This is a genomic window from Ruegeria sp. HKCCD6428, assembly GCF_013110595.1.
Classification (GTDB): domain Bacteria; phylum Pseudomonadota; class Alphaproteobacteria; order Rhodobacterales; family Rhodobacteraceae; genus Ruegeria.
In genome coordinates this window covers 527,769-541,910 of record NZ_WVQX01000001.1, presented here as the reverse complement: position 1 = coordinate 541,910, position 14,142 = coordinate 527,769, and the positions used below count along the sequence as shown (strand labels likewise).

Sequence of the window (14,142 nt, the reverse complement as noted above, 5' to 3'; positions counted from 1 at the left end):
TCAATGATGATTCCGATGTTCCTCCCCGCATACAACAGGGCGTGAACCGATGGTAGGTTGTTAGCGCTCAAACAGGCGCAACCATATGCCATCTTTGGATCGAACCGTCAGGTGAGCGACCGGAACAGGTGTTTTTCCCGGGATTGTTTCGAACCTGTAGCGGCGCAAGAGCATCGACAGGATCAGCGGCCCTTCGACCATTGCAAACCCGGCCCCGGTGCACACTCGGGGGCCTGCTGAGAACGGGATGTAAGCGTCGCGCTGGCACCGCTTGCCGTTTTCCGTGCCCCAACGGTTGGGATCAAAACCGTCCGAATCGTCCCACAAACGCGCCTGACGGTGCAAATGCCACGGGCTGATCACGATCTGCGCGCCAACCGGCACATCCCGGTTACGGAACCGTTCAGGGCACGTGGTCTCGCGGACCATCATGGGCACCGGAGGATAAAGGCGCAGCGCTTCGCGGAACACATCCCGGCTGATCCGAAGTTTTGAAACAGAGGCAAATGAAGGATCATCCAGAGCAGCGGCCTCCTCTGCAACCTTCTGCTGCCATTCCGGATAAAGCGCCATCAGGTACAGCGTCCAGGCCAAGGCTGACGCACTGGTTTCATGCCCGGCAAGAAAAAAGATCGCCACCTGATCAACCATTTCCTCGGGGTCGAAGAACTGCCCGGTTTCGGGGTCAGCCGTCGTCATGATCTTGGTCGCAAGATCGTCAGGTGCCGTTCCGTCCTTAATGGCCTTTGCGCGTGTTCTGGTCAGTTCGGCAATCAGCGCCCTGATATCCCGCGCGTTCTGTTTGGTCGCCCCGGAATGAAACCGGGGCAGCCACTTTGGCAAAGGAACAAAAGCCGCCAGATTCAGCAAAGGTTGCGCGCGTTGATAGGCCCGGAACTTTTCGAACACCTGGCTGGCGATAGCGTTGTCGATAGGAACGGAAAACAGGGTGCGAAATATCACGTCCGCCGCCGCATGGCTTGTCTGTTCTTCGAATTCGAGTTCCTCGCCGACATGAGGCCGCAGCCGTTCCACACACGCCTCGGCAGCGGCCAGCATGGCAGGGAATGTATTCTTCAGACGGCCCCCTTCGAACGCGGGATCGATAATCCGCCGCTGTCGTTTCCAGGCCTCGCCATTGGTCAGAAACACTGAATTGCCAAGCAACGGACGCAGGCCTTCGCTGATCCTGCCGGATTTGGGGAAATCGTCAGCCCGTTTCTTGAGGACCGTTTGAACCAGATCCGGTTGATTGATCAGAAACGACCGGAAGAACGGGGTTTTGAATTCTGCCATCCACGCGCGATACAGCCGGGCTGGCTGGGCCGACAGCAGGTCATGTCTGAACAGTTTCACATAGCGCAGCAACGAAACTTTCTCGGGGCGCGGGTCTGGCTTGGGCGGGGTTATGGTCATGGGTGTACCGAAGTGAACTTGGAGACAGGCGTCTCGATGCGGCTGCGCGAAGCCTCACGATCCGCAAACCTTTGCCCCAGCGTCAACGGGCCAGCCGTTATCCGGAAATAATCATAGCTTTCCGGCTTATCGAAGGCGCAAAGATACTGAAAATGAAGCCGAAAAAATCGCCATCGCAAAGCTTTCCAGCGTTCCGGAGACAAGGTTTGCGAAAAAGCCGCTGACAGGACTAGCGGCCAGCGTTTATCAGCATCGACCACCCCTGTGACCGCAATCGGATCGCACAGCGCAAAGGCGCAGCCATCACCGGGAGCCGAGACATCGATCCAGCTGAGCTCGGACCGTGTGGACAGGAAATGCAGATCGGACCGCAAATCGTGTGCCTGGGGCAGAAACGAGACCATGGGAACCACCTGTCCCAGGCTGAGAAACGACAGCACCGCGCGTTGCTCGTGCACGTTCGTTCTTCGGATCAGCTTGGCCAGAACAGACACCCCCAGATGCGCGCCCGAGCTGTGGCCAACGACCAGCACCTCATCCACATCGGAATTCAACGCGTCTTGGATCGCTTCACGAAACGAAGACAACCTTTCCCGCAGCTCGACCGGCATTTGCCCGCTCAACTGCGCTGAATAGGCGTAATCATGCATCAGGTAATACGCAAACAGCCGGTTATCGACCTTGCGAAACCACAGCAGTAACGCGACGGCGATGGCCGCTCCGGGGAATACCCCCCACCAACCAGCCATGGCTATGCACGCCCACGCCAACGCAAGCGCGATCAGCAGCTGAGACACCAACATCGCCACTGGATACAACGCAACGATCACCGGGCCCTTGCGCAATCGCATCAGACGCCACAACGTACCGGTTGATATGTAAATCCACGCCGTGCGGGCCAATTGCCAATAGGTCGCCGGGATCGAGACCGACATGCTGTCGCGCACGATGTCGGACCACACCAGAACCTCGAATTCCGTTTCAACAGTCAGCCCATCTTGTTCCGAGTTCACACGCCAGCCAAAACGTCCGTCCGTTGTCTTTGGGGCGATTGCGATCTCGTACCCCGAGATCCGGGCCTGCTTCTGAGACTCGGTGCGATACAGCTCGCGATATCGCCGGGGCGGCATCGGATCATAGCCGGGTATATAGAACACCCGACGTCTGCGCACCTGCGGCTGATTTGTGTGACTGCTCATGCCCTTACCTTCTGATGCGCAGGTTAACGCAGGCTTGAGGTCAAGGTAAGAGGGTCAGTTGATCACCCGAAATTTGCCAGCGCCGGAAAAGTCTCCAGCAACCACCAGCTGAAACGGGTGAAAAGCCCGGTTATCAGCATGATGCCCACAAACAGCAACAGCCCGCCCATGATCTTTTCGATCGTGCCCATATACGGTTTGATCCGGTTCATCACGGTCATGGAGCGATTCAGGAACATGGCCGCCAACAGGAACGGAATACCCAAACCCGCAGCGTAAACCCCCAGTAGAAACGTGCCACGCGCGACAGACGCTTCGTTGGCTGCCAGTGACAGGATCGCACCCAGTTGAGGACCAATGCACGGGGTCCAGCCGAATGCAAAAGCCAGGCCAAGAATGTAAGCGCCAAAGACCGACCCACCGGAATCACCGGTTTCAATCCGTGCTTCGCGATCCAGAAAAGGAATCCGGAAGACATTCAGAAAGTGAAGGCCAAAGACGATGACAACGGCACCGGACAACTTGGCGAACAGCACCTGATTTTGCAGCACAAACGCGCCAAAGGCCGATGCGGTAAAGCCAAGCAGCAGAAAAACGGTCGACAGGCCCATGACAAAGAACAGCGCCGACAGGGTTGCCTTGCGCCGCGCACGGGCCTCGTCCTGCATCTCATGTATGGTAACGCCGCTCATATACGCCAGATAAGGCGGTACGATTGGCAATACGCAAGGCGACAGAAAGCTGATCAGGCCACCCAGCAGCGCGACGAACATGGCGGGCAGCAGTCCCGCGTCGATGATTTCGATTCCGAACATGTTTCTGCACATATGTGATGAAGAGCGATCCGTCACGGGGCCAAACAGTCACATCCTCGTGCTCGGAATCTGGACAATATTACAACTTCACCCTATCCCGAAAATCATGTCAGAGATTACAGATACCCTGGACGCTTTGGGCCTGTTGTGCCCCTTGCCCGTCCTGAAAGCCCGCAAACGACTGAAATCCATGCCGGAGGGTGCCGTTCTGCGGGTGCTGGCCGATGATCCTGCGGCCATCGTGGATGTTCCGCATTTTTGTGCCGAGGCCGGGCATACACTGCTTTCGCAGGACACTGACGGCGCACATCAGATCTATCTGATCCAAAAATCCAGCTGACCTTCGTTGCAGGTCAAAAAAGGCGGGCCGATCAGCCCGCCTTTTTCATTAACTTCCCAGCGACCACCAACCGCGTCGTTTGGGTTTGGCGGGTACGGGTTCAGGCTCTTCCGCCACGCTTTCAAGCACCGGCTCGGGCGTTGCTTCTGCTGGCCAGTCTTCGGCAGGATCTTCGGCTTCTGCAACGTCAGAGGCTTCTACAGCTTCCGCAGATGGCTTTTCCGTCTCATCCGCTTCTTCAACCGCTCGTGCCGCATCCACACCGTTTGCAGGTTGCTCTTCCGACGGCGGAGCGTCAGCCTGTGCTTCGGCTGGTTCAGCGGCCTCCTCAACCGGCTCCGCCGCTATCTCGGCGCTTTCGCCCTCGATGCTCTCGCCGGTTTCCTCGGCTGCCGGCTCTTCCGTTACAGCGTCGGCCGTCGCGGCGGATGGCTCTTCAGGCTGATCCGCAACTTCTTCGGCAACCGCGTCTTTCTTGCGACGGCGCGGGGCGCGTTTGCGCTTGGGCTTTGCCGGCTTTTCTTCCTCCGAAGCCTCAGCTTCAGCCGGCTCAGCGTTTTCGACGTCAGGCGTATCGCTCTCTGCGTCTTCCTGTGCTGGCGCGTCACCCTCTTCCGCGGCCTGCTCTGGCGTGTCGCCATTGCCCGAACCTTTCTTGCGACGACGACGACGGCGCTTGCGCTTGGGCTTTGCCTCTTCTTCGGTCTGAGCGATTTCCTCTTCGGTCTCTTCCGCGTCCGATGAATCGACAAGATCCATCAGCGACGCATCGACAGAAACAACAGGCGCCGTGGCCTCGGGAACAATCCGGCTGGCCGTCTTGAACTTCTCCATCGAGAAGTCCGGGCTGACCAAATGGATATCCCCTTCGATCCTCACCGAAAGCCCATAACGCGCCTCGATCTGCGCAATATGCTCTCGCTTCTGGTTCATCAGGAAGTTGGCGATGCTGACAGGGCAGCGCACCAGGACTTCGCGCGAACGGCGGCGGGTACCTTCTTCTTCGATCTGACGCAGGATCGACAAGGCCATGTTGTCGTCCGAGCGGATCAGACCGGTGCCGTGACAGGCTGGGCACGGCTGTGTCGTTGCCTCGATCATGCCGGGGCGCAGACGCTGACGGCTCATCTCCAGCAGACCAAAACCCGAAATACGACCAACCTGGATGCGGGCGCGGTCCGTTTTCAGTTTGTCTTTCAAACGCTTTTCGACAGCCGAGTTGTTCTTGCGCTCGTCCATGTCGATGAAGTCGATGACGATCAGACCGGCGAGATCGCGCAGGCGCAGCTGACGTGCAACCTCTTCAGCGGCCTCGAGGTTGGTCTTGAGTGCGGTTTCCTCGATCGAACCTTCCTTGGTGGCACGGCCCGAGTTCACGTCGATCGCCACCAGTGCTTCCGTCACGCCGATTACGATATAGCCACCGGATTTCAGCTGTACGGTAGGATTGAACATCCCGGCCAGATAGCTTTCCACCTGATAGCGCGCGAACAGAGGCAGCGCATCTTCGTACCGTTTCACGTTCTTGGCGTGCGACGGCATGATCATCTTCATGAAGTCCTTGGCGATGCGGTACCCGCCCTCGCCTTCGACCAAGACCTCGTCGATATCACGGTTGTAAAGGTCTCGGATCGACCGTTTGATCAGATCACCTTCTTCATAAATCTTTGCCGGCGCGATGGATTCCAGTGTCAGCGCCCGGATCTGCTCCCACAAACGCTGGAGGTATTCATAGTCGCGCTTGATCTCGGATTTGGTTCGCTTGGCTCCGGCGGTTCGAATGATCAAACCCGCCCCGGTCGGCACATCGATATCCGTTGCGATTTCTTTCAGCTTTTTCCGGTCCGCCGCGTTGGTAATCTTGCGGCTGATGCCACCACCACGTGCGGTATTGGGCATCAGAACACAATACCGTCCTGCCAGCGAAAGATAGGTGGTCAGCGCAGCACCCTTGTTTCCGCGCTCTTCCTTGACAACCTGCACCAAAAGGACCTGACGTACTTTGATGACTTCCTGTATCTTGTAGCGACGCGGGCGCGGTTTGCGCGGCGGACGAATGTCTTCGCTGTCATCATCATCAGCAACCGATTCAATCGATGCGTCTTTTGATGCAGCGTCTGTGCTTTTGGTTTCGTCAACGTCCTCATCAGGGTCTTGTTCATCATCCGCAGCTTCAACAGGTTCTTCTGCTTGCTCCGGCTCGGATTGGGCTTCATCCCCCTCCGTTTGAACGTCTTCAACGGCTTCCAGTGGCTCTTCGGCCTGATCCTCCGCGTCGTCACCCGACGCCTCAATGGCCTGTTCAGTGGCTTCCTCGGCAACGTCGTCTGACGCAGCCTCATCCGATGCGGTTTCGGTTGCTTCTTCAGTGGCCGGCGCGTCATCGTCAACCGGCTCCTCTACCGGAGTTTCAGCAACGACTTCCATCGGTGACGTTCCTTCCGGAACCTCAACATCTGCTTCTTCACCCTCGTCCAGATCGATGGTTTCCATGCCGGTTGGTTCGGTCGAAACCTCCATCGTTTCAACCGGATCATCCGATTTCACGTCAGCGGCCTTCGCGCGAGACCGGGTCCGCCGCTTCTTGGATTTGGCCTCCTCAGCCTCATCCCGCGCCTTCATGGCCTCGGCATAGGCGCGCTCTTCCTCCATCAACGCCTCACGGTCGGCGACGGGGATCTGGTAATAATCCGGGTGAATTTCAGAGAATGCCAGGAAGCCATGCCGGTTCCCGCCATAATCCACAAAGGCCGCCTGAAGCGACGGCTCAACCCGCGTTACTTTTGCAAGATAGATGTTGCCGGCAAGCTGGCGTTTGTTTTCGGATTCAAAATCGAACTCCTCGACCTTGTTTCCGTCAACCACCACGACGCGGGTTTCCTCCGCGTGGGTGGCATCGATAAGCATTTTCTTAGCCATTTGTCCTTGGTGCACCGCGCCAAACGCGTTGTCCTGACCTGTCCAGGCGGACAGGCGCTTTTGGGGAGGTGTCTTGTCAGGGCGATATCAGACGGCGCGCGGCAGGGTCTGGCGCTGTGGCCCCCTGCCCGTTCTCTCAATCGTTGCGCGCGCGTCATCGCGGTTCTTCTCCGACAGGCGCGTCTGAACGCAGCCTGCCCATTTATTCCTTTCGCCCAGTGATCCCGGGCTCAGGTACTCCACTGCCCCTTGAGGGGCATAATCGGTCTGCTGAACCGCGAGGTCTTGACCCTCACCAACGGATCAGCAGCGAAACTCAAAGATTCGGGACTTGCAGGCGTCAAAATCGCCCGGCCCGTTCCGACACAATAAAAGCAACCCTGTGGAAAAGACAATGGGCAAACTGCACTCCGCCACCAACCAGCGCAACGGATCCCCTTCATCTGGCCAAAAATATCCCGGGGGAGGCGCCATAGGCGACGGGGGCAGAGCCCCCAAATCGCATCGCTTACAGATAGTCCGAACGCTGAAGGCCGTATTTGGCCATCTTCTCGTTCAGCGTCCGGCGAGGAAGGCAAAGCTCGTCCATGACTGACGCGATAGAGCCTTTGTGCCTGCGCATCGTATTATCAATCAGCATTCGTTCGAAAGCTTCGACATATTCCTTCAGCGGCTTGCCCTCGGTGGTCATCACCGGCTGCATCTCTTCGTGATCGGACATCAACAAAGACGCGATGGTGCCCGAACCACGGCGCGATTGCAGCACCGCCCGTTCGGCAATGTTGATCAACTGACGCACATTGCCGGGCCAAGGGGCCTGCAACAGTTGCGCAGCCTCCTGCGCGCTCACCTGGGGTGCATCGCAACCGTATTCCTCGGCAAACTGCTCACTGAGGCGGGTGAACAGGGTCAGGATATCTTCGCCCCTCTGCCGCAACGGCGGCATTGTGATGCGCAGCGCCGCCAGGCGATAGAACAGGTCCGGGCGCAGCACGTCTTCCGACGTCTTGCCCGCCTCCTGCAGGTTCGAGATGGCAACGATCCGGGTCTCCGCAGGTGTGCCCTGCTCGTTCATCACGCTCAGCAGCTTGGCCTGCAACGTATCGCTCAACGCTTCCACATCTTCCAGAACCAGCGTTCCGCCCCGCGCCTCTTCGATGGCAGGCAGTTGCGCATCCTCTGGCATCATGGGGCCAAAGAGACGCTTGGCCAGTGCATCCTCTTCAAGCGCGGCGCAGGACACCAGGACAAATTTCTTGCCTGCACGGCTGCCAACGGCATGAAGCGCGTGAGCCACAAGCGTTTTCCCGGTACCGGTTTCACCGTCGATCAACACATGGCCGTCGGCCTGGCCGAGATCCAGAATATCCTCGCGCAGCCGCTCCATGACCGGGCTGGCACCGATCAGCTTGTTCATGATCTGCGTGCCACCGGACAGCTCGCGCCGCAGCGCACGGTTGTCCAGTGTCAGTCGGCGCGCATTGCTGGCGCGTTTGGCCAGCTCGGACATACGGTCTGGATTGAACGGTTTTTCAAGGAAGTCAAACGCGCCAACCCGCATCGCCTCGACCGCCATCGGAACATCGCCGTGACCGGTGATCATGATCACCGGCAGGGTGCTGTCGGCTCCCATCAGCTTTTTCAGAAGCTGAATGCCATCCATACCCGGCATCTTGATGTCCGAGATCACGATCCCCGGATAATCCGGCCCCAGAACCTTGAGCGCATCTTCCGCGCTGGCAAAGGTTTCCGTGTCATATCCGGACAAAGCAAGCCATTGGCTGATCGATTGGCGCATGTCCTGTTCGTCATCCACAATGGCAATTTTCATGGCCTGTGCCATAGTCATTCCTCGTTATTCCGCGGCCTCGAGGCCGTCGCTTCCCAGTGCTGGCAACTGCATTTCAAACACCGCACCGCCGTATTGGCCGTTGCGCGCAGTCAGCCGTCCCCCATGGTCGTTCACGATCCCCGACGAGATGGCAAGCCCCAGCCCAACTCCATCTCCGGGTTGTTTGGTGGTATAGAACGGTTCGAACAGGTTCTCGATATCTTCGATCCCATGCCCGTTGTCGCGCACGGTCAGCACAGCCGTGTCACCCGCCGCCAGGATGATTTCCACATCCGGCTCTGCCACTGATTTGGTGGCGTCCAGCGCATTGCGCAAGAGGTTGACCATCACCTGCTCGATCCGCATCCGGTCCCCCATCACCACCACCGGTTCTTCCGGCAGGATCTGGGTGATCTTCACATGGCGCTGGCGCAGCTGCGGTTCCATCATCGACAAGGCCGAGGCCAGCGCTTCGCCAAGATTTACAGGTGAAAACGCATCCGCCCCCTTGCGGGCGTAAGATTTGAGCTGCCGCGTAATCGCCCCCATCCGTTCAATCAGACCATCGATGCGCCCGAAACTTGCCAACGCTTCTTCCGGCCGGTTTCGACGCAACAGCAGACGGGCGCCGGCCAGATAGGTTTTCATTGCAGCCAGCGGTTGATTCAGCTCGTGACTGACCGCCGCTGACATCTCACCCAGAGCAGCAAGTTTCGAGCTTTGGGCAAGGGTCTGTTCGGCCAAATCCAACGTCTTTTCAACCCGTTCGCGCTCAGCGATTTCCCGCTGTAGCCTGGCGTTCAATGCGCGAAGCTCTGCCGACTCGCGCTGAAACAGGGTCATGCGCAACGTCGCGCGTCGGCTCAGCGCGTAGAACGCCAGTGCCAGAAGAATCGCAAAGCCCATGATCTCGAGCGCCAGAACGCTGTTCACTTTCTCGCGGATCGAGGCATAGGTCGTGAATGATGTCATTTGCCAGCCGCGGAACGGGATGCGCGTTTCCAGACGCATTACCGCCTCGCCTTGAAGGTAGGCGTCAGGCGGCAAAGCGGTCCAGTCGGTCGTTGCGCGAATGGCCCGCTGGATCGCCCCTTGCGGCGGTTGACGCAGCAGGGCCGCCCCCTCATCCAGACCCCGCCAGCGCGGTTCGGTGGACAGAATGATGGTTCCGGTGCTGTCAGTGACCATCACCGCATCCGAAATACCGGCCCATGCCTGTTCAAACTTTTGCAGATCAACTTCTACAACGATCACGCCAAGTATTTCCGCGCTGTTTTCAAGCCGGCGGGAATAGACAAAGCTGTATCCGCCGGATTCCTTGGGAATAACGGAAAAGATCGTCGCATTTGACCGGATCGCGTCCACAAAATAAGGAATATTCCGGTGCGCCTCACCCAGCCGGTTCCGGTCCGTCGCCGCAACCGTTCGCCCGTCTCCATCCAACAGCATCAACGACGCCGCACCGATTTCCTCTACGAACGAAATCAAACGCTGCGTCGACAGCGAATAGTCCCTGGATTGCAGTGCCGAAATCAGGGTCGGGTCCCGCGCCAGCAACTGGGGCACGATCGAGTTGCGGCGCAGTTCGCTCAGCAAATTGCCGGAATACAGCGCAAGGCGCAGCTCGGCCCGGTTGCGGGTGGATTCGGTGAACCTGTCGGTCAACAAGCGGTTGGTGGTCCAAACCGTTGCGATTGTTGCCACCATCAAAACAAGAACAGCCAGCCGCAGCCGCCACCCCAACGGGGCGCCGCGAAACGGTTTCAGCAGCTTTGACCAGCCTGATCGCACGTCCGAGTTCATGATCAGACGTTACGCGCGGGCGCGCGTGACCTCAAGTCACGCCGCTTCAAACACACCTGACAATGCGCGGAACAGCGCCGCCCCGTCGGTGCCGCCATGCCCTTGATCGGCCGCGCGTTCGGGGTGCGGCATCATACCCAGAACACGACGGTTTTCGGAAAGGATCCCCGCGATATCACCGACCGAGCCATTGGGGTTCTCGGTATAGGTGAATGCGATCCTGTCCTGATCTCTCAACGCCGCCAGCGTTGCGTCATCCGCGAAATAGTTGCCGTCGTGATGCGCGATCGGAATACCGATCACGTCGCCCGCATTGTAGCCGCCGGTAAACACGCTGTCGCTGGTTTCAACTTTCAGGCCCACAGTCTTGCAGATGTATTTCAACCCGGCATTGCGCAGCAGCGCCCCCGGCAGGATACCTGTTTCTGTCAGAACCTGAAATCCGTTGCAGATCCCGACCGCATAACCGCCGCGTTCGGTGTGGTTGACCACGGCCTTGCAGATCGGCGACTGCGCAGCGATTGCACCGCACCGCAGATAGTCACCGTAAGAAAACCCGCCCGGAACGCCCACGATATCAATACCGTCCGGCAGCGCTGCATCTTTGTGCCAGACCATGTCGACCTGAAAACCGGCCTGCTCAAAGGCGACCGCGAGGTCTCGGTCACAGTTTGATCCGGGGAAAACGATTACGGCTGCGCGCATGGCGGGCCCTCCTACGAGACAAAATCGGTGACGACCGCAACGCCCGGAGGAGTTGGATGGTCAAAGGCGGCAAGCTCGGCGCTCACTTGGTTGAGAGATATTTTTCGCGTGACCAACGGGCTCAGGTCAATTCCACCGCCCGCGATCAGCGACAACAAAGACGGATAGCGCCAGCTTGGCATTCCGCGTGTGCCAAAGACGGAAAGCTGGCCAGAGTAAAGCACATCCATCGGCAACGCCATCTGGGTGTGATCTCCAGCAGGCATCCCGATCTGCACCATGCGCCCCATTTTGCGCAGGGAACGCATCGCGGAAACGGCGGTTGCTTCGACGCCAAGCGCCTCGATCGCAACATGGGCGCCGCCACCAGTGATTTCCTTCACCGCCTGCGGCGCGTCGCAGGTTGCCGCATTGACCACCGCATCTGCGCCCAGAGCCTTGGCATAGTTCAGTTTGTCATCCGTGATATCGACAATTACCACACGTGCGCCAAGCGCCTTGCCCAGTAGCAAAGTGGAAATCCCGACACCGCCACCGCCGAAGACGGCAATCCATTCACCGCCCTGAACCTGTGCCCGGCCGACCAATGCCTGCCACGCTGTCGTCACGCGGCAACCCAACGCGGCCGCGATGTCCGGCGCGATGCTGTCCGGCAAGGATGTCAGGTTCGCGTCGGCATGAGCCACCGCGACATATTCCGCAAAAGCGCCGTCACAGGTGAACCCCGGCACAACCTGATCCGCGCAGATCGTTTGATGACCTTGCGCACAATCCGGACACCGGCCACAGGCCAGAATGAAAGGAGCAATCACCCGATCTCCGACACGCCACCGGGTGACGCGCGCGCCGACGGAAACCACCTCGCCGCAATACTCGTGCCCTGGCGTCATGGGCAGGATGACGTCCGGGTCCGAACCAGACCACGCGTGCCAGTCAGACCGGCACACGCCGCTGGCCAGCACCCGCACGACCACGCCGTCTTCCGCAGGTGCGGGATCCGGGATCGTCGTTACCTCAAGCGGCTGACGGTAGGTGATCAGACGCGCGGCCCGCATTCCATCAGACCAGTTCGATCTCGTAGCGTTCGATAACCGTGTTGGCCAAAAGCTTTTCGCACATCTCGGTCACATCTGCTTCGGTCGCGCCGTCGGCCAGTTCAAGGTCGATCACCTTGCCCTGACGCACACCTTCGACCTGATCAAAGCCCATTGCGCCCAATGCGTGCCGAACCGCTTCGCCCTGCGGGTCCAGCACCCCGTTCTTGAGCATCACATGAACCCGTGCTTTCATTTTGGCAACTCCACCTGCGGGCCGCAATCCGAGGCCCATTTCGTTGCGCGGGGGATAGCGCGCCAAATGGCTTTCGACAACCCTGTTTGCAAAGCAGTTTGCCGCAGCAATCCAACTATCCGCCTTCTTTGGCCAATCCCGGGTAATGCGCGTCAATTGCATGGAACGTGCCAGTCAGAACCATCTCGACCGCGACGGCGACCAGCAAGATGGCCATGATCCGGGTCAGGACGTTGATCATTGTCTCACCCAACAGGCGCGAGATCTGATCTGCGAACAACAATCCCAGCCCCACGATCGCGCAGGCAATCAGGACCGCCGAACCCAGCGTCACGATTTCGGCGCCGCTTGACAGTTGGTGCGAAAAAACGATCGTGATGGCGATCGTGCCCGGCCCGATGGTCAAAGGTATCGCCAGCGGTACGACCGCAAAATTCAGTTTCCGCTCGTGCCCGTCGTCCATCGCGGCCTGATCGCCCGGCGGCCGGTCCTCGGCCTTCAGCATCGACATCCCGATTCCGAAGATGATGATCCCTCCGGCAATCCGGAAAGCCGGCACATCAATGCCAAAAATCCCAAGCACCTCTTCCCCGATCACGACAGCGGTCAGCGCAATGACGGTAACCGAGATCATGACAACAACCGCAACATGCCGCCGTTCTGCCGCAGTGCAGTTCTTGGTCATGCTCAGAAAAATGGGGATGTTGTAAAGCGGATTGAAGATTGCAAGCACGGCGGCCAGAAACTTCAGAAATACTGTCTGATCAAACAGTTCCGCCATTTGACACCCATCCTGAACCTTTTGTGCCTGCCCGAGGCAAACATGCTGGGGAAACGAGAAACTGTCAATTTCAACCACGAACGAAAAAGCGCCGCAAACACGGTTGCGGCGCTTTGGCAAACTTGTGGTCCGGCCGTTCCTAGTTGATCAGCGTCGGCTTGGTGACATTGTTGCTGGGCAGGACACCCAGTCGGCGTGCAACTTCGGAATAGGCGTCGGTCAAACTGCCCAAATCACGGCGGAACACGTCCTTGTCCAGCTTCTGACCGGTTTCGATATCCCACAGGCGGCAGCTGTCGGGGCTGATTTCGTCAGCAACGATCAGGCGCTGATAATCGCCTTCAAACACGCGGCCGATCTCGATCTTGAAGTCGACCAGACGAATGCCAACCGCCAGCATCACACCGCTCATGAAATCGTTCACGCGCAAGGCAAGGCTGAGGATATCGTCCATGTCCTGCTGGCTGGCCCAGCCAAACGCGGCGATGTGTTCTTCGGTGACCAACGGATCACCCAGCGAATCGTCCTTATAGCAGTACTCGACGATCGGGCGCGGCAGTTGCGTGCCCTCTGCAATGCCCAGGCGCTTGGACATCGATCCGGCGGCATAGTTGCGCACGATCACTTCCAGCGGAACGATTTCGCAGTTGCGAACCAGCTGTTCACGCATGTTCAGGCGGCGAATGAAGTGGTTCGGAATGCCAATCTGGGTCAGGCCGGTCATGAAGAATTCCGACAGGCGGTTGTTGAGCACACCCTTGCCGTCGATCACGTCCTTCTTTTCCGCGTTGAAGGCGGTGGCGTCATCCTTGAAATACTGGACGATCGTTCCCGGTTCGGGGCCTTCGTACAGAATCTTGGCCTTGCCTTCGTAGATTTTCTTGCGACGCGCCATAAGCGACCTTTCCACTCTGCACAGAGGGATTGAGTCCCCTCACGTTGGCGTCCTCATAGTCCAAGCACCCATTTCCCGCAAGTTCATGTACCCGAGAGGCTTTGACGCAGCGCAAATCCCTTGCGCATGGGACGTCGTATAGTCATAT

Annotated in this window: 12 protein-coding genes; 1 reads left to right on the top strand and 11 read right to left on the bottom strand. The window is 58.6% G+C overall.

Annotated elements, in window-relative coordinates:
• Positions 1–60: 60 nt before the first annotated feature.
• The 3 genes from GS620_RS02605 to GS620_RS02595 all read right to left on the bottom strand — a co-directional run bounded on the left by GS620_RS02605 (position 61) and on the right by GS620_RS02595 (position 3,430).
• Positions 61–1,416 (bottom strand): cytochrome P450, encoded by a 1,356-nt coding sequence (locus GS620_RS02605; protein ID WP_171613927.1) that lies wholly within the window; start codon positions 1,414–1,416, stop codon positions 61–63.
• Entirely contained in the window at positions 1,413–2,615 is a 1,203-nt protein-coding gene (locus GS620_RS02600; protein ID WP_171613925.1) for a hypothetical protein, read from the bottom strand. The genes GS620_RS02605 and GS620_RS02600 overlap by 4 nt, the downstream gene beginning before the upstream one ends.
• Positions 2,616–2,677: 62 nt before the next feature.
• Complete coding sequence (locus tag GS620_RS02595) at positions 2,678–3,430, bottom strand: cytochrome c biogenesis CcdA family protein (RefSeq protein ID WP_171116053.1); 753 nt, start codon at positions 3,428–3,430, stop codon at positions 2,678–2,680.
• A 106-nt stretch (positions 3,431–3,536) separates the two neighbouring features.
• Between GS620_RS02595 and GS620_RS02590 the strand changes: the two genes are divergently transcribed.
• The gene (locus tag GS620_RS02590; RefSeq protein ID WP_152457900.1) at positions 3,537–3,770 is read left to right on the top strand and encodes a sulfurtransferase TusA family protein; all 234 of its coding nucleotides are present in this window, start codon (positions 3,537–3,539) and stop codon (positions 3,768–3,770) included.
• Between the two features lie 48 nt (positions 3,771–3,818).
• Here the strand turns inward: GS620_RS02590 and GS620_RS02585 are convergent, their stop codons facing one another.
• From GS620_RS02585 to purC, 8 genes are all read right to left on the bottom strand, one after another.
• Positions 3,819–6,689, bottom strand: a complete 2,871-nt coding sequence (locus tag GS620_RS02585) for a ribonuclease E/G (protein WP_171613923.1) — start codon at positions 6,687–6,689, stop codon at positions 3,819–3,821.
• Positions 6,690–7,197: 508 nt separating this feature from the next.
• The gene (locus GS620_RS02580) at positions 7,198–8,532 is read right to left on the bottom strand and encodes a sigma-54 dependent transcriptional regulator (RefSeq protein WP_050603452.1); all 1,335 of its coding nucleotides are present in this window, start codon (positions 8,530–8,532) and stop codon (positions 7,198–7,200) included.
• Positions 8,533–8,544: 12 nt separating this feature from the next.
• Positions 8,545–10,227, bottom strand: coding sequence for an ATP-binding protein (locus tag GS620_RS02575; protein ID WP_371809329.1), 1,683 nt, complete (start codon positions 10,225–10,227; stop codon positions 8,545–8,547).
• Positions 10,228–10,359: 132 nt separating this feature from the next.
• Positions 10,360–11,028 (bottom strand): phosphoribosylformylglycinamidine synthase subunit PurQ, encoded by a 669-nt coding sequence (gene purQ, locus GS620_RS02570; protein ID WP_152457897.1) that lies wholly within the window; start codon positions 11,026–11,028, stop codon positions 10,360–10,362.
• Positions 11,029–11,039: 11 nt separating this feature from the next.
• Positions 11,040–12,083 carry a zinc-dependent alcohol dehydrogenase family protein gene (locus GS620_RS02565; protein WP_171613920.1) on the bottom strand — a complete coding sequence of 348 codons (1,044 nt, stop codon included), beginning with the start codon at positions 12,081–12,083 and terminating at the stop codon, positions 11,040–11,042.
• A gap of 4 nt (positions 12,084–12,087) precedes the next feature.
• Positions 12,088–12,318, bottom strand: a complete 231-nt coding sequence (gene purS / locus GS620_RS02560) for a phosphoribosylformylglycinamidine synthase subunit PurS (protein WP_117872765.1) — start codon at positions 12,316–12,318, stop codon at positions 12,088–12,090.
• Positions 12,319–12,433: 115 nt separating this feature from the next.
• Positions 12,434–13,099: a MarC family protein gene (locus tag GS620_RS02555; RefSeq protein ID WP_171613918.1), complete on the bottom strand. Its 666-nt coding sequence runs from the start codon at positions 13,097–13,099 to the stop codon at positions 12,434–12,436.
• A 139-nt stretch (positions 13,100–13,238) separates the two neighbouring features.
• Complete coding sequence (gene purC / locus GS620_RS02550; RefSeq protein WP_117869044.1) at positions 13,239–13,994, bottom strand: phosphoribosylaminoimidazolesuccinocarboxamide synthase; 756 nt, start codon at positions 13,992–13,994, stop codon at positions 13,239–13,241.
• Positions 13,995–14,142: the final 148 nt, after the last annotated feature.

What these genes read in the sequence shown, in the direction of transcription:
- GS620_RS02565 (WP_171613920.1), bottom strand. Translation starts at nt 12,083, where the DNA reads ATGCGGGCCGCGCGTCTGATCACCTACCGTCAGCCGCTTGAGGTAACG.
- GS620_RS02600 (WP_171613925.1), bottom strand. Translation starts at nt 2,615, where the DNA reads ATGAGCAGTCACACAAATCAGCCGCAGGTGCGCAGACGTCGGGTGTTC.
- GS620_RS02585 (WP_171613923.1), bottom strand. Translation starts at nt 6,689, where the DNA reads ATGGCTAAGAAAATGCTTATCGATGCCACCCACGCGGAGGAAACCCGC.
- purS (WP_117872765.1), bottom strand. Translation starts at nt 12,318, where the DNA reads ATGAAAGCACGGGTTCATGTGATGCTCAAGAACGGGGTGCTGGACCCG.
- GS620_RS02555 (WP_171613918.1), bottom strand. Translation starts at nt 13,099, where the DNA reads ATGGCGGAACTGTTTGATCAGACAGTATTTCTGAAGTTTCTGGCCGCC.
- GS620_RS02605 (WP_171613927.1), bottom strand. Translation starts at nt 1,416, where the DNA reads ATGACCATAACCCCGCCCAAGCCAGACCCGCGCCCCGAGAAAGTTTCG.
- purQ (WP_152457897.1), bottom strand. Translation starts at nt 11,028, where the DNA reads ATGCGCGCAGCCGTAATCGTTTTCCCCGGATCAAACTGTGACCGAGAC.
- GS620_RS02575 (WP_371809329.1), bottom strand. Translation starts at nt 10,227, where the DNA reads ATGGTGGCAACAATCGCAACGGTTTGGACCACCAACCGCTTGTTGACC.
- GS620_RS02580 (WP_050603452.1), bottom strand. Translation starts at nt 8,532, where the DNA reads ATGGCACAGGCCATGAAAATTGCCATTGTGGATGACGAACAGGACATG.
- GS620_RS02590 (WP_152457900.1), top strand. Translation starts at nt 3,537, where the DNA reads ATGTCAGAGATTACAGATACCCTGGACGCTTTGGGCCTGTTGTGCCCC.
- GS620_RS02595 (WP_171116053.1), bottom strand. Translation starts at nt 3,430, where the DNA reads ATGTTCGGAATCGAAATCATCGACGCGGGACTGCTGCCCGCCATGTTC.
- purC (WP_117869044.1), bottom strand. Translation starts at nt 13,994, where the DNA reads ATGGCGCGTCGCAAGAAAATCTACGAAGGCAAGGCCAAGATTCTGTAC.